This window comes from Brevibacterium sediminis, assembly GCF_024895295.1.
Taxonomy (GTDB): domain Bacteria; phylum Actinomycetota; class Actinomycetes; order Actinomycetales; family Brevibacteriaceae; genus Brevibacterium; species Brevibacterium sediminis.
The window spans coordinates 582,427-605,136 of the sequence record NZ_JAHQRN010000002.1 but is presented as its reverse complement, the minus strand read 5'-3'; the positions used below and the strand labels follow the sequence as shown (position 1 = coordinate 605,136).

The following is a 22,710-nucleotide window of genomic DNA, read 5'->3' as shown; positions in this document are numbered from 1 at the left end:
ATTATCCCCTCAACCCGCACTGAGATCGTAGAGCGAAACGGAGTCGACGGTCGTCACCTCATAGTTCGCCTCCACCCAGGACGCGATCTGGGACGAGGCGGACTCCTCGTTCCCGCCGCCTGGACCCTGACCGCCGCCGGAGCCCGATCCGATGTAGTAGTGGATCTTGCCGTCGGCCACGAGCTGTTTGAACTCGGCGAGGGTGGGCGATGGATCGGTGCCGTTGAACCCGCCGATCGCCATCACGGGCTCTTCGAGCGCGAGTTGGTATCCCGCCGCCTGATTCGCCCCCGTCGTCGCAGCCGCCCACGTGTAGTCCGCGGCATCCTCTTCGAGCAGCTGCGTGAGTTCGTCGGAGGGTTCGGAGGCGCCCAGCAGACCGCCCATCCCGCCTCCTCCGCCGGGCATCCCCCCGGTGCTGCCCGTGCCGGCTTCGGAATTGCGTGTCCCACCGGGCGTGCCACCGGTCGTGCCATCCATGCCGCCGGCGCCTCCGCCGGGTCTGACGCCGCCGCCGGGCATTCCGCCACCGCCGGGTCCACCGCCCATGCCCGAGCTCGTGCCGGCGATCGTGACGATCGATCCCTGCGTCGTCCCGGCGATCGTGCGCACGGCCAGCTGAGCCGGAATCGCAGCGCTGCCGAGGATGGCCAGCGCGACGAGCACCGAGGCGAGCGCCGTGCCGATCCGCCGGTGCGCGGTGACGATGAGGACCAGAGCGCCGAGGATCGAGACGATGAGCACGCACCAGCGCAGGACGCCCGGGACCCCGGTCATCTGCGAGCTGATGATGAACTGCCACGCTCCGGTCAGGGCCCAAGCCACCGCCAGCAGCAGACGTGGGAGGAATCCGTCACGGGCGAGCAGCACCGCGACGCCGAGGCCGATGACGGCGGCGATCGCGGGAATGAGCGCAACCGTGTAGTACTCGTGGACGATCCCGTTCATATTCGACAGCACGAGCCACGTGACGATCAGCCATGCACCCCACATGAGCAGTCCCGCGCCGAGGCTGCCCCCGCCGATTGCGCCGGACGCGCGCACCGCGAGGCCGGCGTCCTTCTCACCGTCCGTGACGGTGTCCGGGATGGTGTCCGTCGAACGTGTTCCGGTCGGAACGGTTCCGTCCGTGACGGTGGGGACACGGCGACGGCGGGCCGCCTCGGCGAGGATGAGGAGAACGATCGTCACGATCAGGAGGAACAGTGCGGTGGGCAGGAACCACGACACCTGCTGGCCGAAGCTGCCGGTGAACAGGCGGGTGACGCCCGTCTCGCCCCATCCGCCGCCCTGGCCGCCGCCTCCTCCGCCGACGGACCCGGTCTCGTTGCCGGTCAGCCGTCCGAAGCCGTTGTAGCCGAAGGTGAGCTCGAGGAAGGAGTTCGACTGCGAGCCGCCGACGTAGGGTCGGGAGCCTGCAGGGGTGAGCTCGACGAGGGCGATCCACCAGCCGGCGCTGACGATCATCGACCCGAGCGGGACGAGCAGCCACAGCAGACGGCGTGGCCAGGAGGTGCGGGCGAAGAGCACCCAGGACACAGCGAGGCCGGGGACGATGAGGAGGACCTGGAACTGTTTGGTCAGGAACCCCAGGCCGAGGCAGACTCCGGCGAGGATGAGCCAGCCGGCGATGCGGCGGGACGGGCGTCGCCGGTGGGCCTCGGTGAGCGTGCGCAGGGCGTGCTGGGTCGCGACGACCGCACCGATCATCAGGGTCACGAGCAGCGCGTCCGGGTTGTTGAACCGGAACATCAGCGCCACGACCGGGGAGAACGCGAAGATCACGCCGGCCCCCAGAGCGGCGGCCTTCTCAAGCCCTGGTCCGACATGGGACCGCAGGCTCAGCCGCACCGAATGGACGATGAGGAGCACACTCACCCCGGCCAGGAGGACCTGGGGCAGGAGCATCGAGAACGAAGAGAAGCCGAAGACCCGGGCGCTCAGGGCCATCAGCCACAGGGAGGCCGGGGGTTTGTCGACGGTGATCGCGTTCGCCGAGTCGAGGGAGCCGAAGAGGAACGCCTCCCAGTTCTCCGATCCGGCCTGCACAGCCGCCGCATAGAAGGAGTTCGCCCACCCGTTGGCCGTGAGGTTGGCGAGGAACGCCGCGATCGTGCCGAGTGTGAGCACGGTGAGTGTGATCGGGTACCAGTGCCGTCGCAGTCCGCGGGTGCGGGCATATCGGGTGGGGGTCTCAGACATGGTCGCTGTCCTTGTCGTTCGGGAGCGCCGTTCCGGCTGCAGCAGTCGTGGCGGCGGGGTGGACGCCCTGGTGGGAACCGCGGGCGAAGACCCATGTGCGCATGAGCACGAACCGGACCACGGTGGCGGCGAGGTTCGCCGCCGTCAGCACGGCGAGCGTGCCGACAGTTGCCCAGGGTCCGGTGAATCCATCTGCGACGGCCAGACCTGCCGAGGTGAAGGCCAGGCACAGGCCGAAGGCCGCCAGACCCTTCAATTGGGAGGTCAGTCGGCGGTGCGGGGATCTCACCCCGAAGGTGTGGTCCCGGTTGAGGGCGGTGTTCGCGATCGTCGAAAGGAGCAGCGCAATGATGTTCGCCGTGGGTTCCGAGACGAATTGGATGCCGACGAGGAACAGCACGGCGTAGAGCACGGTGCTGATGATCCCCACGTCGATGAAGTGGAGGATCTGCGCCCCGGTGTTCGGTGCCGGGACTTCGTGACTGGTCCGGATGCGTCCGCCCGTGCGCAGCCGGACGATGCCCTTGATGTCCTTCCACGCCGTGCTGACCACGTCGACGGAGGAGTCGGGGTCATCCGTCCAGTCCGTGCCGAACTCGTGGATGCGGTACCCGGCCCACTCGGCGAGAGCGAGCAGCTCCGTGTCGAAGAACCACTCGCTGTCCTCAACCTGCGGGAGCAGGTCTCTCGCCGCACGCTGCGACAGCGCTTTGAAACCGCATTGAGCGTCGCTGAACCTGACACCGAGGCTGAGCTTGAGCAGTCGGTTGTAGCAGCGGGAGATGATCTCGCGTTTGATGCCCCGCTCGACCGCAAGACCGGGCTGCAGACGGGACGCGATGGCCACATCGGCCAGTCCCGAGCGGATCACCTCGACCATCGGCTCGAGGACTCGGATGTCGGTGGCGAGATCGACATCCGTATAGGCGACGATATCCGCCGTCGAGGACTGCCACACCCGGGACAGTGCGCGCCCGCGGCCTTTCTGCTCGAGCCGCACGTATTCGACGTTCGGGTGTTCGGCCGCTAGCGCTGCGGCGATTCTCGGGGTCGAATCGGTGCTCGCATTGTCGGCGATGATGATCGTGACCTCGATTCCGCGACCGGTATCGGCGGCGAGGAGAGTCTCGATCGAGACGGCCAGCGAAGCCTCCTCGTTGTAGACCGGGACGACGAGGTCGACGGTCGTGGGCGTTCGCAGGGACGGGGCTGCTGGGTGCGCTGCGGGCTGGTTCCCGGCGCTGCTCTCGTATCTCATGGAGACCACATTCGCGTCCTTGCTTAGGCCCACCATCGGTCGCAGCTGTGGCCCGGCTGTGGACGGGACGACACGACACAGCGCCCTGTCCGACCGCCTCGGCGGAAGGCCCGGTCCGTGCGGGTGATTCCCGCTACACTGGTGGCCATGGCCGAAGATGACTCCCCTGCCCCGAAGCGCCGGATCCGTGCCTCCGACAAGGACCGGGACGAGGTCCTCTCCGTGATCACGGAGGCGGTGACGAACGGACGCCTCGACCCCGAGGAGACCGCGCAGCGGCAGGATGATGCCATCTCCGCGAAGTTCCTCGACGACCTCATGCCGCTGATCGACGATCTGCCGGAGGGCCACCGACTCCACCAGAGGCTCGCCCGCCAGACCGGTCATGATCAGGAATCGGGCCCGGGGTCGGCTCTGCAGCGACGGGGACCGGCCGAGCTCAGCCCGGCCGTCGATCCTGGTTCCGCCCCACCCACGAACTCGGTGGCCATCATGTCCGGTCGTGAGATCGACGTGGCACCCGGCACCGGACAGGTCACCACATATGCGCTCATGGGCGGGGACAATATCGATCTGTGCGCCGTCATGGGACCGGGCGTGACCGTCGAACTGGTCTCCTACTCTATGTGGGGCGGCAACGACATCTACGTCCCGCCGGGTGTGCGCATCCGCGACGAGACGATCAACATCATGGCGGGCAATGAGGTCCGTCAGTCCGCGCGGGGCGACGGATCGAACGGCACCGTCGTCCTCAAGGGCTTCTCACTCATGGCCGGACACGATGTCCATCTGGCCAAAGGCTACCGAGCAAAGGATCAGGGTCAACTGGAATGAAGATCGGCGTACTCACATCGGGCGGAGACTGCCCGGGCCTCAACGCTGTCATCCGCGGCATCGTCCGCAAGGGAATCCGCACCCACAATGCCTCATTCGTCGGCATCCGCGACGGCTGGCGTGGCCTGCTCCACGACGACATGTTCGATATGACCATGCTCGATGTCCGAGGCCTCTCCGGGCGCGGCGGCACCATCCTCGGCACCTCACGCACCCACCCGTATGAGGACGGCGGTCCCGAGCGCATGCGCGAGGTCATGGCCGCCCACGGCATCGATTCGCTCATCGCCATCGGCGGCGAAGGCACACTCGCAGGGGCCTCGCGTCTGGTCAACGAGGAGGGTCTGCACATCGTGGGCGTGCCTAAGACCATCGACAACGATCTCGGCAACACCGACTACACCTTCGGCTTCGACACCGCTCAGTCCATCGCCACGGAGGCGATCGACCGGCTGCGCACCACCGCCGAATCGCACCACCGCTGCATGGTCATCGAGGTCATGGGACGCAACGTCGGTTGGATCGCCCTGCACGCGGGCATGGCTGCGGGTGCCCATGCGATCCTCATGCCCGAGTTCCCCGTCGACTTCGACCAGATCGCCGAATGGGTGACCTCGGCCAAAGATCGCGGACGCGCACCGATCGTCGTCGTCGCGGAAGGGTTCGTTCCCGAGGGGTTCGATTCCCAGGTCGCCGACCACGGCGTGGACAACAAGGGCCGGGTCCGCCTCGGCGGGATCGCGAACTACCTCGCTCCGAAGATCGAAGAGATCACCGGCATCGAATCCCGAGCCACGATCTTGGGACACCTGCAGCGAGGCGGCTCCCCCACTGCGTACGACCGCGTACTGTCCACGCGGCTGGGCATGGCGGCGGTCGATCTCGCCCAGCATGGCCACTGGGGGAAGATGGCCAGCCTCAAAGGCACGGACATCGTCTCCGTGGAGATGTCCTCGGCCGTGCACAGTCTCAAATCGGTGCCGCTGCATCGCTGGGAAGAGGCGCAGGTGCTCTTCGGCTGAACGCTCGCGACATCTTCATCGAGAAACGGGTGGAGTGTCGAGATACGGGCACACGCCCGTGTTTCGACACTCCACCCGTTTCTCGATGCCGCAGACATGAATGGCGGGAGGGGCACCCACCGAATGGTGGATGCCCCTCCGGTCTGCCTTACGGCCGGGAGATCAGCTGATCAGCTGAATGCTCCGTAGTCGTAGTCTTCCAGCGGGATGGCGGAACCGGAATCGGCTCCGATGCCTGCGTAGAAGTCGCCGTAGCTGTTGGTGAACATCTCGGCCTTGGCCTCTTCGGTCGGCTCCACCACGAGGTTGCGGTGGGTCTGCAGGCCGGTGCCGGCAGGGATGAGCTTACCGAGGATGACGTTCTCCTTCAGCCCCATGAGCGTATCGGACTTGCCTTCCATGGCCGCCTCGGTGAGGACGCGGGTGGTCTCCTGGAAGGATGCGGCCGACAGCCACGACTCGGTGGCCAGCGAAGCCTTCGTAATGCCCATCAGCTCGTCACGAGCCGATGCCGGCTGGCCGCCTTCGGCGACCACACGACGGTTCTCCGCCTGGTAGCGGCCGCGGTCGACGAGCTCACCGGGCAGCAGGTTCGTATCGCCCGACTCGATCACGGTCACGCGACGCAGCATCTGCCGCACGATGACCTCGATGTGCTTGTCGTGGATGCCCACGCCCTGCGAACGGTAGACCTTCTGAACTTCCTCGACGAGGAAGCGCTCGGCCTCACGGCGACCGCGGATGCGCAGCACCTGCTTCGGATCGACGGCACCGACGATGAGCTGCTCTCCGGCCTTGACGTGCTGACCGTCCTCGACCATGAGACGGGCACGCTTGGACACTGCGTGCTCGATCTCTTCGCTGCCGTCATCAGGGGTGATGATGACGAAGCGGGTCTTGCGGCTGTCGTCGATCTTCGCCCGTCCGGTCGCCTCGGCGATGGGGGCGAAGCCCTTCGGTGTGCGAGCTTCGAAGAGCTCGGTCACACGCGGCAGACCCTGCGTGATATCACCTGTCGAAGCGGCGGCACCACCGGTGTGGAACGTACGCATCGTCAGCTGGGTACCGGGCTCACCGATCGACTGTGCTGCGACGGTGCCGATGGCCTCGCCGATGTCGACGAGCTGGCCGGTCGCCATCGAGCGACCGTAGTGCTCGGCGGAGATCTGCGCATCGGAATCGGCAGTCAGCACGGAGTGGACCTTGAGCTCCTCGATGCCGTTGGCCACGAGCATGTCCACCACTGCACCGGTGACATCGGACTTGGCCGGAAGGAGCACATTGCCCTCGGCGTCGGTGACATCGGAGACGGTGAGACGACCGTAGACGCTGGTCTCGGCGTACTCGTGCGGAACCAGATTGCCCTCGTGATCGCGTTCGGCGATCGGCAGGGTGATGCCCTTGTTCGACTCGGCCTCTGCCGCGCGGATGATGACATCCTGCGAGACGTCGACGAGACGACGGGTCAGGTAACCGGAGTCAGCGGTACGCAGAGCGGTATCGGCCAGACCCTTACGAGCACCGTGCGAGGCGATGAAGTACTCGAGCACGGCGAGTCCCTCACGGTAGTTCGACACGATCGGACGCGGGATGATCTCACCCTGCGGGTTCGTCACCAAGCCGCGCATACCGGCCAGCTGACGCACCTGCATCCAGTTACCGGAAGCACCGGACTCGACCAGACGCAGCACCGAGTTCTCCTCGGGGAAGTTCGTGCGCATGATCTGGTCGACCTTCTCGGTCGTCTCCGTCCACAGCTTGACGAGCTCGTTGCGGCGCTCGTCGTCGGTGAGTGCACCGAGTTCGTACTGCTGCTGAACCTTCGTGTCGATGACCTCGGCATCGTTGATGATCTCGGTCTTCGCCTCGGGCGAGACGACGTCCGACATCGCGATGGTGATGCCCGAGCGGGTGGCCCAGTGGAAGCCGCCGGCCTTGAAGTTGTCCAGCGTGTGTGCGACCTCGACCTTCGGGTACTCCTCGGCGAGGTGGTTGACGATCCGGCTCAGAGCCTTCTTGTCGATCGTGGAGTTCACGAACGCGTAGTCGGCAGGCAGGTACTCGTTGAACGTCGCGCGGCCCAGGGTGGTCGCCACGTCCAGCGGGTCGCCGGCCTCCCAGCCCTCGGGAAGCTCCATGTCCGCGTTGGGAACGACGTCTTCCAGGCGGATGGTGATCGGCGAACCGAGGTCGAGCTCTCCGCGGTCGAAGGCCATGATGGCTTCGCCCATGCCGGAGAACGCACGGCCCTCGCCGGCCAGTCCCTTGCGCTCGGAGGTGAGGTGGAACAGACCGATGATCATATCCTGCGAAGGCATGGTCACGGGCTTGCCGTCCGAGGGCTTGAGGATGTTGTTGGCCGAGAGCATGAGGATGCGGGCCTCGGCCTGCGCCTCGGGGCTCAGCGGCAGGTGCACAGCCATCTGGTCACCGTCGAAGTCAGCGTTGAACGCCGAGCAGACGAGCGGGTGCAGCTGGATGGCCTTACCCTCGATGAGCTGCGGCTCGAACGCCTGGATGCCCAGCCGGTGCAGGGTCGGTGCACGGTTGAGCAGCACGGGGTGTTCGGTGATGACCTCTTCGAGGACGTCCCACACCTGCGGATGCTGGCGCTCGACCATGCGCTTGGCCGACTTGATGTTCTGAGCGTGGTTGAGATCGACCAGGCGCTTCATCACGAAGGGCTTGAACAGCTCGAGAGCCATGGTCTTCGGCAGACCGCACTGGTGCAGGTGCAGCTGCGGACCGACGACGATGACCGAACGGCCCGAGTAGTCCACACGCTTACCGAGCAGGTTCTGACGGAAGCGTCCCTGCTTGCCCTTGAGCATGTCCGACAGCGACTTGAGCGGGCGGTTGCCCGGTCCGGTCACCGGACGTCCGCGACGTCCGTTGTCGAACAGCGAGTCCACGGCCTCCTGCAGCATCCGCTTCTCGTTGTTGACGATGATCTCGGGAGCACCGAGGTCGAGCAGACGCTTGAGGCGGTTGTTGCGGTTGATGACGCGACGGTAGAGGTCATTGAGGTCCGAGGTCGCGAAGCGTCCACCATCGAGCTGCACCATCGGGCGCAGCTCCGGCGGGATCACCGGAACGACGTCGAGGACCATGCCCTCGGGGTTGTTGTCGGTGGTCAGGAACGCGTTGACGACCTTGAGGCGCTTGAGCGCACGGGTCTTGCGCTGTCCCTTGCCGGTGGCGATGAGCTCACGCAGCTTCTCGGCTTCGCCTTCGAGATCGAAGTCGATGAGGCGCTTCTGGATGGCTTCGGCGCCCATGGCGCCGGTGAAGTACAGACCGAAGCGGTGGAACATCTCGCGGTACAGGCTCTCGTCACCTTCGAGGTCGTTGACCTTGAGGTTCTTGAACCGGTCCCACACCTGCTCGATACGGTCGACCTCGCGGTCGGCGTTCTTGCGCAGCTTGTCCATTTCCTTCTCGGCGGTGTCCCGCAGCTTCTTCTTGGCCTGGGCGGTTCCGCCTTCGGCCTCGAGCGCGGCGAGATCCTCTTCGAGCTTCTTGGCACGACGGTCGATGTCGGCGTCACGGCGGGTGCCGATCTGCTGCTTCTCGACGTCGATCTTGTTCTGCAGGCTGGGCAGATCACGGTGACGGGAATCCTCGTCGACCGAGGTGATCATGTAGGCCGCGAAGTAGATGACCTTCTCGAGGTCCTTCGGAGCCAGGTCCAGCAGGTAGCCCAGACGCGAGGGCACGCCCTTGAAGTACCAGATGTGGGTGACGGGAGCGGCGAGCTCGAGGTGGCCCATCCGCTCACGACGCACCTTGGCACGGGTCACCTCGACGCCGCAGCGTTCGCAGATGATGCCCTTGAAACGGACTCGCTTGTACTTTCCGCAGGCGCACTCCCAGTCACGGGTGGGGCCGAAGATCTTCTCGCAGAAGAGTCCGTCCTTCTCCGGCTTCAGGGTGCGGTAGTTGATGGTCTCAGGCTTTTTCACCTCACCGTGTGACCAGCCGCGGATGTTCTCCGTGGTGGCAAGACCGATGCGCAGTTCATCAAAGAAATTGACGTCAGGCACGTAAATCCTCTTTCCTGGCGATGAACGAATCGTTCATCAAAAAGTTGTGTCGGTTGAAGTGGAAGTACTCAGACTTCTTCTACGGTCTGTGCTTCGCGGCGGGAGAGGTCGATGCCGAGCTCTTCGGCGGCGCGGTAGACCTCGTCCTCCGACTCGCCCATCTCGACATGGCCTCCGTCGGAAGACAGGACTTCGACGTTGAGGCACAGGGACTGCATCTCCTTGATGAGGACCTTGAACGACTCCGGGATTCCCGGGTCGGGCAGGTTCTCACCCTTGACGATGGCTTCGTAGACCTTCACACGGCCTGGGATGTCATCGGACTTGATCGTCAGAAGCTCCTGCAGGGTGTAGGCGGCGCCGTAGGCCTCGAGGGCCCAGACTTCCATCTCACCGAAGCGCTGACCACCGAACTGCGCCTTACCACCGAGCGGCTGCTGGGTGATCATCGAGTACGGTCCGGTCGAACGCGCGTGGATCTTGTCGTCGACGAGGTGGTGGAGCTTGAGCATGTACATGTAGCCGACCGAGATCGGGTACGGGAACGGCTCACCGGAGCGTCCGTCGAACAGCTGGGCCTTGCCCGAGGAATCGATGAGGCGGTCCCCATCGCGGTTCGGGGTCGTCGAATCCAGCAGTCCGCGCAGCTCCAGCTCGTGCGCACCGTCGAAGACCGGGGTGGCCAGGTTGGTGCCGGCCTCGGCTTCGCGAGCGGCCTCGGGCAGCTCGGCGGCCCATTCGGGGTTGCCCTCGATCTTCCAGCCCTGCTTCGAGATCCATCCGAGGTGAACCTCGAAGACCTGTCCGATGTTCATACGACGGGGAACACCGTGCGGGTTGAGGATGACGTCGACAGGGGTGCCGTCGGCGAGGAACGGCATGTCCTCGACCGGCAGGATCGTCGAGATGACGCCCTTGTTTCCGTGACGGCCGGCCATCTTGTCACCGATGGTGATCTTGCGGCGCTGAGCCACGTAGACGCGGACCATCTGGTTGACGCCGGGCGAGAGCTCGTCGTCGTCCTCGCGGTCGAAGACGCGCACACCGATGACGGTGCCGATCTCTCCGTGGGGAACGCGCAGCGAGGTGTCGCGGACCTCACGGGACTTCTCACCGAAGATCGCGCGCAGCAGGCGCTCTTCCGGGGTCAGCTCGGTCTCACCCTTCGGGGTGACCTTGCCGACGAGGATGTCACCGTCGGTGACCTCGGCGCCGATGCGGATGATTCCGCGATCGTCGAGGTCGGCCAGGGCATCGGGCGAGATGTTCGGGATGTCCCGAGTGATCTCTTCGGCACCGAGCTTGGTGTCGCGCGCATCGACTTCGTGCTCTTCGATGTGGATCGAGGAGAGCACATCGTCCTGGACGAGACGCTGCGAGAGGATGATCGCATCCTCGTAGTTGTAGCCTTCCCAGGACATGAACGCCACGAGGAGGTTCTTGCCCAGAGCCATCTCACCGTTCTCGGTGGACGGTCCGTCGGCGAGGACGGTGCCGGCCTCGACGCGGTCGCCTTCGTCGACGAGGATGCGCTGGTTGTACGAGGTGCCGTGGTTCGACCGCTTGAACTTCGCCGCCTTGTAGGTCAGCTGGGTTCCGTCGTCGGCGAGCACAGTGACGTAGTCGGCCGAGACCTCGGTGATGACACCGGACTTCTCAGCGGTGATGACATCGCCGGCGTCGACGGCGGCACGGTATTCCATGCCGGTGCCCACGACCGGGGATTCGGCCATCACCAGCGGCACGGCCTGACGCTGCATGTTCGCACCCATGAGGGCGCGGTTGGCGTCGTCGTGCTCGAGGAACGGAATCAGAGCCGAAGCCACAGACACCATCTGACGTGCGGAGACGTCCATGAAGTCGATCTGGTCGTGCTGGACCAGTTCGGCCTCACCGCCGCCGCCCTTCGGGCGTGCCAGGACCTCGACCTCAGCGAAACGCTGGTCGTCGGTCAGCGGTGCGTTGGCCTGGGCGATGTTGAACTCGAGTTCGTCATCGGCGGTCAGGTACTGCGTCTCATCGGTCACGACACCGTCGACGACCTTGCGGTAAGGCGTCTCGATGAAGCCGAAGGGGTTGATGCGGGCGTAGGACGCCAGCGAACCGATCAGACCGATGTTCGGGCCTTCGGGGGTCTCGATCGGGCACATGCGGCCGTAGTGCGAGGGGTGCACGTCACGGACTTCCATGGCAGCACGGTCACGCGAGAGACCGCCGGGTCCCAGTGCGGAGAGACGGCGCTTGTGGGTCAGACCCGCGAGCGGGTTGTTCTGATCCATGAACTGCGAGAGCTGCGAGGTGCCGAAGAACTCCTTGATCGCAGCCACCACGGGGCGGATGTTGATCAGGGTCTGCGGGGTGATCGCCTCGACGTCCTGAGTGGTCATGCGCTCACGCACGACGCGCTCCATCCGGGACAGACCGGTGCGGATCTGGTTCTCGATGAGCTCGCCGACGGCACGGATGCGGCGGTTGCCGAAGTGATCGATGTCGTCGAGCTTGACGCTGATCTCGACCTCTTCGCCGTCGCGGGTGCCCTTGGCCGTGTCCACTCCGGCGTGCAGAGACACGAGGTAGCGGATGGTGGCGACGACGTCCTCGGTGGAGAGCACCGAGTCCGACAGCGGGGCTTCGACGCCGAGCTTGCGGTTGACCTTGTAGCGGCCGACCTTGGCCAGGTCGTAGCGCTTCGGGTTGAAGTACAGGTTGTTGAGCAGGTTGCGAGCGGCCTCAGCGGTCGCAGGCTCTGCCGGGCGCAGCTTCTTGTAGATGTCGAGCAGCGCTTCGTCCTGCGTGGTGACGGTGTCCTTGGCCATCGTCTCGCGGATCGATTCGAACTCGCCGAACTCTTCGAGGATCTTCGCTTCGGACCAGCCGAGGGCCTTGAGCAGAACAGTCACGGACTGCTTGCGCTTGCGATCGAGGCGAACACCGACCTGGTCGCGCTTGTCGACCTCGAACTCCAGCCAGGCACCGCGGGACGGGATGATCTTCGCGGTGAAGATGTCCTTGTCCGTGGTCTTGTCGACGCTGGATTCGAAGTAGGCGCCGGGCGAACGCACGAGCTGGGAGACGACGACGCGCTCGGTGCCGTTGACGATGAACGTGCCCTTGTCGGTCATGAGGGGGAAGTCACCCATGAACACGGTCTGGCTCTTGATCTCGCCCGTGTTGTTGTTCATGAACTCGGCGGTGACGTACAGCGGCGCCGAGTAGGTCATATCGCGTTCCTTGCACTCATCGATCGAGTACTTGGGAGCTTCAAACCGGTGCTCGCGGAACGACAGCGACATGGATCCGCCGAAGTCTTCGATCGGCGAGATCTCTTCGAAGATGTCTTCGAGTCCCGAGGTGGTTGCGACTGAGTCGTCCCCGATCTCGATGGCCTCGGCGACGCGGTCCTGCCACGCCTCCGATCCGATCAGCCAGTCGAAGCTGTCCGTCTGCAGACCGAGCAGATCGGGAACCTCGAGGGGCTCGCGAATCTTCGCGAAGGAAATTCTCTTGGGGGGATTAGCGGTCCTGGTGTTGTCGTTGGCGGCGGCCAATTGGTTCCTTCCGAGTGCTTCACCATCTGATACTTCGTCTGCCCACTCGCTCCGGCGACGTCCGGACATCCACGACATATACGGGGTGTGTCAGATTTCGACTCCCGGCGTCGGCATGGTTCACTTGAGTGGAAATGCTGTGCCCACCGCTATATGAAGGCACACCACAGGCAGAACGATGCAAATATCAAGCTTATAGCATCTGGTCAAGTCTGGCAAGACGACGGTTTCAGTGCAGATTCTTCGTCCACATCCCCACCCAGGCCCACGTGGCGAATCCCGCCTGATCGTTGATCGCCAGCATCCACGAATTCTCCACCGCGTTCCACGTGTACACCCGGTCGACCGCCGTGTTCTCGGCGAGACTGCGATGATTGGCGATCTTGAGTCGGGCGCCGAGGCGGTGGCCGCGATGGTCGATGATGACGAGGGTGCCGTACTGCCATCCGATCTCCGGCTGCTCGGCCGAAAATCCGACCTGGGTGTATCCTGCCGGCTCATCGCCGAGGAGGGCGAGCGCCGTGGCCATGGTCTCCCCCTTCGCAATCTTTTCGGCGTCGCTCGAGCGGACCCGCTCGGCGTCCCAGCTCTCCTCTCCCCCGTACTTCTCAGCCCCAGGCACATCGGTGCTCATTCGACGCCGAAGAAGCGCGATGTGGTCGAGGCGGTTCTCCGGGACGGGCCCCAACCACGTCTCGATGACGTAGTCGTCGGCCTTGGCACCGAGGTCGAGCTCGGCCGCAGTTGCGGTCGGAGCGACGGAGCACCGTTCGATCTGAGCGAGCCCGTATCCGCGAGCGCTGAGGAACGACACTTCCGGCAGAGCGACCGGCAGCGTCCCGGCACCGGTATCGGCGGCAAGATGGGCCCCGCGCAGATCGGCAGTTCTGACAGACTCCGGGATCTCACAATAGGTCGACAGCGCGGTCCGTCCGTCTGCCGCCAGATCGGACTCCATCTGCTCGAGCAGGGCCGCGCCCAGTCCTCGTCGGCGCCGATCGGGTCGGACCGCGCACCAGAGCTCTGCGGTGTCGGTGTTACTCGTCAGACGCAAGTCGGCAGTGCCCCTGGCGACGATGTCTCCGTGGTTGCGACCGATCCAGGTGAGCGTGGCCCGGTACTCGCTCCTGCTGGTCAGCGAGTGCCGCAGGTCTTCGGGAATCGGGTCGAAGTCCTCCCCCAGCCCGGATGCTCGATTGATGACAGTGTCGAAAGCCAGCAGCTCGGGTATCAATGCCTCGATTGCCGCCGGGTTGCCGTGTCCGGACCTGATCCGAGTGATCTCCATCTGTGGCCTCTGTCGTCGCTGATGGCCGCCTCGCATTGCAATGTCTCTTTCGCGCATCGTCGCGCTGACAGCCGGTGGGAGACATTCTAGACTGCGACCATGACACGAGTGAGTATCCTCAGCTTCGATCCGGCCGCAGTCAACTGCGGAATCATCGTCGGCACCGATCGCTCTCTGCTCGTCGACGCGGGCCCCGGCCCCGCGGCCGCCGCACATCTGGTGGAGCGGGCGGGCCGCCTCGGCGAGGAGATCGGAGGCAGCCATCCCCGCGCGATCGAGCTCGCGATCACCCATGATCATTGGGATCACTTCTTCGGCGCCGCCGCAGCCGTCTCAGCCGGGGTCACCGCCGTGTACGCATCGTCATCGTTCGCCGCCGATCAAGAGGCCACGGCCTGGATCGCTCTCGACGGAGTCGCGGTCGGTGACTTCCCGGCTGAATATCGGTCGAGCCTACCCACGGATCCCGGTCAGCTCATCGTCGACGTCTCGCCCGTCGATCCGACACCCGGTGATGTGTGGCACCTCGACCTCGGTGGCTGTCCGGTCGAGTTCCATGTGCTCGGAGGACATTCGACGGCCGACCTCGTCGTCCGACTGCCCGAGCTCGGCATCGTCTTCACCGGCGACCTCGTCGAAGAGGCGGATGCACCTCAGGCCGGGGCCGATGCTTCCTTGAGCGAATGGGCATCGAGCCTGCACACCCTGCTGGCGTTTCCTGAGGCGAGGACCTTCGTTCCCGGTCACGGGACCCCGGTCGACCGTGATTTCGTTTCCCGTCAGCTCGCCGATATCGAGGGGATGAGGGTCGATCAGGGAGACGCCGAGGTGGCTCTGCCCGCCCGCTCCATGCCGGGTGACCATGATCGGACGATTCCCCGGGAGCACCGCCTGGTCTGATTCCGGACCCGCTTGAGCAACGGTCGGACGTGCACTGACTGAGTGGACTCAGCCGGCCGGTTCCCTAGGAGCCGTGCCGGTGCAGGGCGGTGACGAGATCGCCGCCGATCGCTCCGAACAGCGTCTGTGCCCAAACGCTGCGGCCCTCGACGTAGGGTCGGTCGCCGTCGAAGATCCACTGCAGTTCGCGGCCGGAGTGCAGATCGGACAGGCAGCTGCTGCAGACGGGGACGCGAACGCTCTTTCCCGCCAAGTGTCCCTTGCGCTCGGTGCTCACCAGCTGATTCGATCGCGCCTCTCCGTGGAGAGGGTTGACCGTGCACAGACTCTGCGGGAGTCCCCGCGTCTTTGCTGACTTCGTCGAGCCAGCAGAACGGGCAGAATCGGATTTTCCGGTCCTCGACCCGCGCTTGGTCGATCTGTGCAGCTTCACCTCGGCGATCTCGCGTCCGGCCTGACGCAGCAGCACCATGGCCCCGGCGAGGTCGATGCGTTCGGCCTCGGTGTCGTCGACGATGGATCTGGCCATCTGGTAGGCGTCGAGCGCTCTTTCCACTCCCTCGGCATCTGTGGTGCTGAGGTCCTGGGTCTGCAGCTGCGTGATCTCGTCGGCCAGCTCTGTCGTGTCCTCGTTCAGTCCTTCTCGCAGGGTCTTCCGCTGCAGGTCATCGACTCGGTCGAGCAGTCGTGCCGGCAATTCGAAGCGGCGGCGGGTGCGGGCGGCTTTCGCCCGCTCTCGCCGTGACCTGGCGAACCAGATGACGGCGATGACCAGCGCCAGCACCAGAACCGCTCCCCCGAGGAACAGAGTGGCTGTCGAGTTCGAACCGTCGACCGTCTGCACCTCGCTGCCCGAGGCCTCCTGTCCGGTTTCGTACTCGGGTGCCTCCTGCGGATCGGCGTAGAGGTCGAGGAGCATGTTCAGCTTCGTCTGCGACGGAGTGCTGTGGCTCCATTGTTCGCGCCCGACGGACATCTGCTCCATCACCTGCATCTGCAGATCGTGCTGGTCCTCGAAGGTGTAGTCGACGGCGAGGTCGGTGTTCGTATCGATCATGATGAACGCACCCTCATCGCCGTTGAAGACCTTGACCTGCTCGAGCAGATCCCTATCGGCACCCTCGCCTCCGGTGATGATGACGTAGACATCGAAGTCGAGGCTGTCGATCTTCGTCTCCGCCTTCTGCAGCAGCGTTTCGTTGATCTCCCCCTTCGCGGCATTCGTCACGTAGACGGGATCGGTGTTGAGCGCCTCGGCGATCGTCTGGGCCTGTTGGGTCACTGCTTCGCTGTCCGTTTCTTCAGTGCGCGGCGGATGAAGTATGTTCCGACGCCGATTCCCGCGCCGACGAGGATGCCGAAGACGGCTCCGGCCACAGCGCCGCCGGTGCTGTACGACAGCGTGTGCGGGTCCTTCGTCGTGTCCTCGGAGGTCACCTCCGGGTTCCCGTCGTCATCATGACGGTGCGAGTAGCGCGATTCGACGTTCTCGGTCTCGGCAGCACTGATCTTACGCACTCCCGCGAGCGCGGCATCGGAGTCGCTGTCGTCGAAGTCCCCCGACAGAGTCAGCAGCGAAGGTCGGATGAGGCCCTTCTCCGCCAGTCCCATGCGCCCGGTGGCATCGACCGTGAGCACTGCAGCCTCGGGGTCATCCATCTCGGTGACGATCCGAGCCGCCAACAGATCGAGGTCTCCATCGGCGTCGTCAAGATCCGAGACGTTGAGGAACGCCACATAGATCGGGCTGTCGGCCTCGGCGATCTCCGCGCGGATGGAGTCGACATCGCCCTCGTCGATCTCGAACTCCGGGTAGCCGTCGAAGTAGACGGGATCTGCTGCGAAGGACGTCGCGATCGCCTGGTAGCGGTCTCTTCCGTAGTTCGGATCATGGGCGCCTTCGATGCGGTCGTCGTAGATCGAGTCGACGACGATCGCGTCACTGTCGGATGCGGTGATCCTCTCGGCCTTCGCCTGATCGAACAGATGTGTGCTCAGCAGAGTGGCGCCGATCGACACTGCAGCGACCGCGACGACGGCGATGAGCCAGTCGAGTGGGGTCTTCGAACGCACGCTTCTGGCGGCCATCATCGGCTCCTTCCGACAGCGGCGGAGCGCTGAGGGCTCATTTCATCCAGCACCGCCTCGTCCAGAGGTTGGAAGCTGCCGAAACCAGAGAGTGCGTAGGCGTCATCGCGTTGGAAGTACGGAACTGCACGGGTGGAGCCGGGACGTTTGGGCACCATCAGTCGTTCCGGGTCGTGGCCGGTCGCCAGCTCCTGACGGCAGTCGGCGCACAGCCCTACGGTGAGACTGCGGCCCGACTGTTTGAGCACATGGTCCTCAATGTCCTTGCGATGATGCGGGAAGAGGAAGCAGAAGCGCGGTTCGTCTTCGACTCGGCTGGAGCGCCTGCGCAGCTGTCGGCGCAGCCAACGGTCGAGGGCGACGAGGACGAACACGCCGTTGCGGTGGGCGAAGTCGACCGATTCTGCCCAATCCGGGTGGGCCGCGGTCAGAGCCGCCAGCGCATCCTGGATTCGTCTGCCTCGGTCATGCAGGGCCCACGTGTCGTCATCGGGATGGTCGGGTTCGGGGATCGGGGCGGCCGCCTCGGTGACGGCCTTCTTCAGCTTGTGCGACGTGACCAGTTCGGGTTTCGTGGTCAGCTCAGACCGCCAGGAATAGCGATGACGGCGATGCAGCAGCCACAGGGTCGCACCGAGGGCTGCGACCGCCGTGGCGCCGAAGACGAGCGTGTCTGGGTCGGAGTTGTCGAGGCCGAAGCGTTCGATGTAGTCCTCATCGCGGTCACCGATGTCGCGGGTGTCGAAATCCGGTGCCTGGGGAGGTTCGGTGCCCTTGGCGGCGGCGACGAGGACCTGCAGATAGTAGGGCACGGCGAGTTCGACAGAGATGAAGTCGTCGCTGCTGGACTTCATGAGTTCCGGGGCACCTGTGGGGACGACGGGTCCGTTGTCGGTGACGAGGTAGGCGAACGAGCGCGCGGAGGTCTCGCCTTCACTGAAGAGGACGAGGGTCTGCTTCTCCCCCGATTCCTGATGCATGTCGAAGGCGAAGTCGGAGGTGAACTTCGCCCAATCGCCGTAGCCCATGGTCAGGAGTCCGGGGACGATCGCGAGGTAGTGGGTGAGGCCGGTGTCCTCGGTCTGCTGTGAGGCTTGCCGAATGGCCTTGATCTGATTCTCGGTCAGTCCGGGCCTGATGATCTCGTCGATGTAGAGGGGATGCTGCGCCCAAGTTCCGCGGATGCGTTCGCGCAGCTGCTGCTGTGCGCGGGCGTAGCTCGTCGTCTCAGTCACCAGTCAAGAATAGTTCAGCTTCTGCCCGGCCCCTGTCGATCGGTGTTCCGAATCGGTCACATCGACATGGGACGGGCGAACATCCTCGGCGAATGAGGGCATTCCTAGGGCATTCCGGGTGGAGTGGGCATTCCCGGTGGGGATGCAGAGAACCCCCACGGCGGACCGTGGGGGTTCAAAGCCTATGCAGCAGTCAGGCTGCTGCGCAGAAGATCACTTGAGGGTGACGGTGGCGCCGGCAGCCTCGAGGGTCTCCTTGGCCTTCTCGGCGTCTTCCTTCGAAGCGCCTTCGAGGACGGCCTTGGGAGCTCCGTCGACGAGGTCCTTGGCTTCCTTGAGTCCGAGGGAGGTGAGTCCACGGACTTCCTTGATGACGGGAACCTTCTTCTCGCCGGCCGATTCGAGGATGACGTCGAATTCGGTCTGCTCTTCAGCAGCGGCTTCGCCGGCTCCGCCAGCGGCAGGAGCAGCGGCGACGGCGGCCGGAGCGGCAGCCTCGACGTCGAACTCTTCTTCGAACTTCTTGACGAACTCGGACAGTTCGATGAGGGTGAGCTCCTTGAAAGCCTCGAGGAGCTCGTCGGTGGTGAGCTTAGCCATGGTGGCTAGTCCTTCCTGTTTTGGTCACGATCAGCGACCGGTTCGGTTTGTGGTGATGCTCAGGCGTCGGAGGCAGGAGCGTCGTCCTGCTTCTCGCGGAGGGCATCGACAGTGCGCACGGCCTTGACCAGCGGAGCGGTGAAGAGGTAAGCCGCCTGGTGGAGGCTTGCCTTCATGGCACCGGCTGCCTTTGCAAGCAGCACTTCGCGGGATTCGAGGTCGGCGAGCTGGTTGACCTGTTCGGGGCTGAGCGCGGCTCCATCGAAGTAGCCGCCCTTCACCACGAGCTTGTCGTTCGCCTTGGCAAAGTTACGCAGAGCCTTGGCAGCCTCAGGTGGTTCGCCGTTGACGAACGCGATCGCGGTGGGCCCATTGAGGTGCTCATCGAGACCGGTGACTCCGGCTTCCTTGGCTGCAATCTTGGTCAGCGTGTTCTTTACCACGGCGTAGCTGACGTTCTCACCGAGAGAGACGCGCAGTTCTTTCATCTGCGCGACGGTGAGACCGCGGTACTCGGTCAGCAACACAGCGTCGGAGTTCTCAAACTGCTGTTTGATCTCCTCGACTGCGGCTGCCTTGTCTGGCCTCGCCATGGTGTTCCTTTCATAAGTCGTCCGGTCTGTCCCGACAACAGAAAAAGCGCTCCACGCAGGAAGGCGTGAAACGCTTGGCCGTCGATTCCAGAAGAATCCGACGGAAGGATTTCGGCTCACCTGCGCGGGTCACTCACTAGGAGTCTTCGTCTGCGGGCACCGGGATTCGATGGCGAATTCCGATGATTCCACAGAGACCGACGGTCTTGGGTGGTTCAACTCTAACGAAGTCCGTCCCGGCAAGTCCAATCCGACCACCGAGACCCCTCCCACACTACCTGACGGCGGCGCAGCAACCTGGCGCGAGGTTGCTGCGCCGCCGTCAGGTAGTTCTGGGGCGCGGGTGGACAGGTTCGTCAGTATTCGATGACGACGCGGCCGTCGATCTTGCCGTGTTCCATCTCGTCGAAGATCGCGTTGATGTCCTCGAGCGGTCGCTTCGTGAACGTCGGATGGATCTTTCCGGCGGCATAGAATTCCAACGCCTCGACCATGTCCTGTCGGGTGCCGACGATCGAACCGCGGATCGTCAGGCCCTTGAGCACGATGTCGAAGATCGGTGCCGGGAAGTCACCGGGCGGCAGTCCGTTGAAGACGATGGTGCCGCCTCGGCGAGTCATTCCGATCGCCTGACCGAACGCCGCGGGGTGGACGGCGGTGACGAGGACTCCGTGTGAGCCGCCGATCTTGTCCTGGATGATCTCGGCCGGGTCCTCGGCGAAGGCGTTGACGGTGATTTCGGCACCGTGCTTCTTCGCAAGCGCCAGCTTGTCGTCGGCGACATCGACGGCGACGACGCGCATGCCCATAGCGACGGCGTACTGGACGGCGATGTGTCCGAGTCCGCCGATTCCGGAGATGACGACCCATTGGCCCGGCTGCACCTCGGTGCGTTTGAGTCCTTTGTACACGGTGACGCCGGCGCAGAGGACCGGGGCGATCTCATAGGGATCGGCACCGTCGGGGATGATGGCGGCGAACTTCGTGTCGACGAGCATGTACTCGCCGAAGGAGCCGTCGACGCCGTAGCCGCCGTTGACCTGGGATTCGCAGAGGGTCTCCCAGCCCTGACGGCAGTGCTCACAGGTCCCGCATGCGGTCCACAGCCAGGCGTTGCCGACCATCTGTCCGACCTCGACATCGGTGACGCCCTCGCCGACCTTTTCGACGATGCCGACTCCTTCGTGTCCCGGGATGAGCGGCACCTTCGGTTTGACCGGCCAATCACCATGGGCGGCGTGGAGATCGGTGTGACAGACGCCGGAGGCGACGAGCTTGACCAACGCCTGCCCCGGGCCGGGGTCGGGAATCGCATTGTCCCCGACGACGAGTTCCTGGCCGAAACCCTCGACTACTGCAGCTTTCATTGCGGACATCATTCTCTCCTTTGTGATGATGGTTCACGAAGCGATGCGGGGTTTGAATTTGAGGTGGAAGAACTACCCGACGGCGGCCCAGCTACCTGGCGCGAGGTTGCTGCGCCGCCGTCCGGTAGCAATTGGGGTCAGAAGAAGCCTTGGGCGTTCTCCGAGTAGCTGACGAGCAGGTTCTTCGTCTGCTGGTAGTGGTCGAGCATCATCTTGTGGTTCTCGCGTCCGATGCCCGAAGCCTTGTACCCACCGAAGGCCGCATGGGCCGGGTAGGCGTGGTAGTTGTTCACCCACACACGCCCGGCTTGGATCTCACGACCGGCCCGGTAGGCGGTGTTGCCGTCACGGGACCAGACTCCGGCTCCGAGGCCGTAGAGCGTGTCGTTGGCCGTGGCCAACGCGTCGGCGTAGTCGGAGAACGTCGCGACCGAGACGACGGGCCCGAAGATCTCCTCCTGGAAGATGCGCATCTTGTTCGTGCCTTTGAAGATCGTCGGCTGCACGTAGAATCCGCCGGCCAGATCTCCGTCAAGCTCGGCCTTGGCGCCGCCGGTGAGCACCTCGGCGCCTTCCTGACGGCCGATGTCGAGGTAGGACATGATCTTCTCGAACTGGTCATTCGAGGCCTGGGCGCCCATCATCGTGTCCGTGTCGAGCGGGTTGCCCTGGACGATCTTCTTCGTCCTGGCCACGACCTTCTCGAGGAAGGGATCGGCGATCGATTCCTGGATGAGCGCACGCGACGGGCAGGTGCAGACCTCACCCTGGTTGAGGGCGAACATCGTGAAGCCCTCCTGGGCCTTGTCCGCGTACGAGTCGTCCTTGGCCAAAACATCCTCGAAGAAGATGTTCGGCGACTTTCCGCCGAGTTCGAGGGTGACCGGGATGATGTTCTGCGAGGCGTACTGCATGATCAGGCGACCGGTCGTCGTTTCCCCGGTGAACGCGATCTTCGAGATCCGCTTGTTCGACGCCAGCGGCTTGCCGGCTTCGAGACCGAAGCCGTTGACGACGTTGAGCACGCCCTCGGGCAGCAGGTCGGCGATGAGTTCGACGAGGACGAGGATCGACGCCGGAGTCTGCTCGGCGGGCTTGAGCACGATCGCATTGCCCGCGGCCAGCGCCGGAGCGATCTTCCACACGCCCATGAGGATCGGGAAGTTCCACGGAATGATCTGACCGACCACGCCGAGCGGCTCGTGGAAGTGATACGCCACCGTGTCCTCGTCGATCTGCGAGAGTCCGCCCTCCTGCGCCCTGATCGCTCCGGCGAAGTAGCGGAAGTGGTCGACTGCCAGCGGCAGGTCGGCGTTGAGGGGTTCGCGGATCGCCTTGCCGTTGTCCCAGGTCTCGGCGACGGCGAGCGTCTCGAGGTTCTCCTCGATGCGATCGGCGATCCGATTGAGGATGTTGGCCCGTTCGGCCACCGCCGTCTTGCCCCAGGCCGGAGCCGCCTTGTGCGCGGCGTCGAGAGCGAGTTCGATATCCTCGGCGGTGCTGGCCGGGACCTCCGTGAAGGTCTTGCCGGTGACCGGACTGGGATTCTCGAAATAGTTGCCCTTGACCGGCGGCACCCACTGACCGCCGATGAAGTTCTCGTAGCGGGACTTGAACGTGACGAGCGACCCGTCCTGACCAGGCTGTGCGTAGACAGTCATTGCAACTCCTTTGATGCGTCTGATTCCACCGGATTGTCTCCGTGTGACCACGACGCTACCGAGCGCAACGT

15 protein-coding genes are annotated in these 22,710 nt (G+C 64.5%); 3 read left to right on the top strand and 12 right to left on the bottom strand.

The genetic code is table 11. The annotated features are described in order from the left end of the window. Positions 1-9 precede the first annotated feature (9 nt). Together KTJ89_RS07090 and KTJ89_RS07085 are read right to left on the bottom strand one after the other, a co-directional pair. Positions 10-2,202, bottom strand: coding sequence for an ArnT family glycosyltransferase (locus tag KTJ89_RS07090; RefSeq protein WP_259357207.1), 2,193 nt, complete (start codon positions 2,200-2,202; stop codon positions 10-12). Continuing rightward, a complete protein-coding gene (locus KTJ89_RS07085; protein ID WP_259357206.1) occupies positions 2,195-3,460 on the bottom strand; it encodes a glycosyltransferase in 1,266 nt (421 codons plus the stop codon). Before KTJ89_RS07085 ends, KTJ89_RS07090 begins: the two co-directional genes overlap by 8 nt. A gap of 147 nt (positions 3,461-3,607) precedes the next feature. Between KTJ89_RS07085 and KTJ89_RS07080 the strand changes: the two genes are divergently transcribed. Together KTJ89_RS07080 and KTJ89_RS07075 are read left to right on the top strand one after the other, a co-directional pair. Continuing rightward, positions 3,608-4,294, top strand: coding sequence for a DUF1707 SHOCT-like domain-containing protein (locus KTJ89_RS07080; RefSeq protein ID WP_139468562.1), 687 nt, complete (start codon positions 3,608-3,610; stop codon positions 4,292-4,294). Then, on the top strand, positions 4,291-5,316 hold the full coding sequence (locus KTJ89_RS07075; RefSeq protein ID WP_139468563.1) for an ATP-dependent 6-phosphofructokinase: 1,026 nt from the start codon (positions 4,291-4,293) through the stop codon (positions 5,314-5,316). Before KTJ89_RS07080 ends, KTJ89_RS07075 begins: the two co-directional genes overlap by 4 nt. 170 nt (positions 5,317-5,486) lie before the next feature. Here KTJ89_RS07075 and KTJ89_RS07070 read toward each other — a convergent pair whose 3' ends face one another. The 3 genes from KTJ89_RS07070 to KTJ89_RS07060 all read right to left on the bottom strand — a co-directional run bounded on the left by KTJ89_RS07070 (position 5,487) and on the right by KTJ89_RS07060 (position 14,195). Further along, entirely contained in the window at positions 5,487-9,359 is a 3,873-nt protein-coding gene (locus KTJ89_RS07070; RefSeq protein ID WP_139907295.1) for a DNA-directed RNA polymerase subunit beta', read from the bottom strand. Positions 9,360-9,427: 68 nt separating this feature from the next. Continuing rightward, a complete protein-coding gene (rpoB, locus tag KTJ89_RS07065; protein WP_259357205.1) occupies positions 9,428-12,907 on the bottom strand; it encodes a DNA-directed RNA polymerase subunit beta in 3,480 nt (1,159 codons plus the stop codon). Between the two features lie 229 nt (positions 12,908-13,136). Next, a complete protein-coding gene (locus KTJ89_RS07060) occupies positions 13,137-14,195 on the bottom strand; it encodes a GNAT family N-acetyltransferase (protein ID WP_259357204.1) in 1,059 nt (352 codons plus the stop codon). A 99-nt stretch (positions 14,196-14,294) separates the two neighbouring features. Between KTJ89_RS07060 and KTJ89_RS07055 the strand changes: the two genes are divergently transcribed. Continuing rightward, entirely contained in the window at positions 14,295-15,095 is an 801-nt protein-coding gene (locus tag KTJ89_RS07055) for an MBL fold metallo-hydrolase (RefSeq protein ID WP_259357203.1), read from the top strand. Positions 15,096-15,159: 64 nt separating this feature from the next. On the opposite strand, the gene KTJ89_RS07050 is transcribed toward KTJ89_RS07055, so the two are convergent. The 7 genes from KTJ89_RS07050 to exaC all read right to left on the bottom strand — a co-directional run bounded on the left by KTJ89_RS07050 (position 15,160) and on the right by exaC (position 22,639). Next, positions 15,160-16,377 (bottom strand): hypothetical protein, encoded by a 1,218-nt coding sequence (locus KTJ89_RS07050; protein WP_259357202.1) that lies wholly within the window; start codon positions 16,375-16,377, stop codon positions 15,160-15,162. Further along, positions 16,374-17,183, bottom strand: coding sequence for a hypothetical protein (locus KTJ89_RS07045; protein ID WP_259357201.1), 810 nt, complete (start codon positions 17,181-17,183; stop codon positions 16,374-16,376). The genes KTJ89_RS07050 and KTJ89_RS07045 overlap by 4 nt, the downstream gene beginning before the upstream one ends. After that, on the bottom strand, positions 17,183-18,418 hold the full coding sequence (locus KTJ89_RS07040; protein ID WP_139907290.1) for a hypothetical protein: 1,236 nt from the start codon (positions 18,416-18,418) through the stop codon (positions 17,183-17,185). Before KTJ89_RS07040 ends, KTJ89_RS07045 begins: the two co-directional genes overlap by 1 nt. Positions 18,419-18,631: 213 nt before the next feature. Then, positions 18,632-19,018, bottom strand: a complete 387-nt coding sequence (rplL, locus tag KTJ89_RS07035) for a 50S ribosomal protein L7/L12 (protein WP_101546927.1) — start codon at positions 19,016-19,018, stop codon at positions 18,632-18,634. Between the two features lie 59 nt (positions 19,019-19,077). After that, a complete protein-coding gene (gene rplJ, locus KTJ89_RS07030; protein WP_062244493.1) occupies positions 19,078-19,611 on the bottom strand; it encodes a 50S ribosomal protein L10 in 534 nt (177 codons plus the stop codon). Between the two features lie 356 nt (positions 19,612-19,967). Next, a complete protein-coding gene (gene adhP / locus KTJ89_RS07025) occupies positions 19,968-20,987 on the bottom strand; it encodes an alcohol dehydrogenase AdhP (RefSeq protein WP_139468571.1) in 1,020 nt (339 codons plus the stop codon). Between the two features lie 128 nt (positions 20,988-21,115). Further along, on the bottom strand, positions 21,116-22,639 hold the full coding sequence (gene exaC, locus KTJ89_RS07020) for an acetaldehyde dehydrogenase ExaC (RefSeq protein WP_139468572.1): 1,524 nt from the start codon (positions 22,637-22,639) through the stop codon (positions 21,116-21,118). Positions 22,640-22,710 lie beyond the last annotated feature (71 nt).

Bases quoted from the DNA above. Each gene is read 5' to 3' on its own strand.
- KTJ89_RS07080 (WP_139468562.1), top strand. From the start codon at position 3,608: ATGGCCGAAGATGACTCCCCTGCCCCGAAGCGCCGGATCCGTGCCTCC.
- rplL (WP_101546927.1), bottom strand. From the start codon at position 19,018: ATGGCTAAGCTCACCACCGACGAGCTCCTCGAGGCTTTCAAGGAGCTC.
- KTJ89_RS07075 (WP_139468563.1), top strand. From the start codon at position 4,291: ATGAAGATCGGCGTACTCACATCGGGCGGAGACTGCCCGGGCCTCAAC.
- KTJ89_RS07085 (WP_259357206.1), bottom strand. From the start codon at position 3,460: ATGAGATACGAGAGCAGCGCCGGGAACCAGCCCGCAGCGCACCCAGCA.
- exaC (WP_139468572.1), bottom strand. From the start codon at position 22,639: ATGACTGTCTACGCACAGCCTGGTCAGGACGGGTCGCTCGTCACGTTC.
- KTJ89_RS07055 (WP_259357203.1), top strand. From the start codon at position 14,295: ATGACACGAGTGAGTATCCTCAGCTTCGATCCGGCCGCAGTCAACTGC.
- KTJ89_RS07090 (WP_259357207.1), bottom strand. From the start codon at position 2,202: ATGTCTGAGACCCCCACCCGATATGCCCGCACCCGCGGACTGCGACGG.
- rplJ (WP_062244493.1), bottom strand. From the start codon at position 19,611: ATGGCGAGGCCAGACAAGGCAGCCGCAGTCGAGGAGATCAAACAGCAG.
- KTJ89_RS07060 (WP_259357204.1), bottom strand. From the start codon at position 14,195: ATGGAGATCACTCGGATCAGGTCCGGACACGGCAACCCGGCGGCAATC.
- adhP (WP_139468571.1), bottom strand. From the start codon at position 20,987: ATGTCCGCAATGAAAGCTGCAGTAGTCGAGGGTTTCGGCCAGGAACTC.
- KTJ89_RS07045 (WP_259357201.1), bottom strand. From the start codon at position 17,183: ATGGCCGCCAGAAGCGTGCGTTCGAAGACCCCACTCGACTGGCTCATC.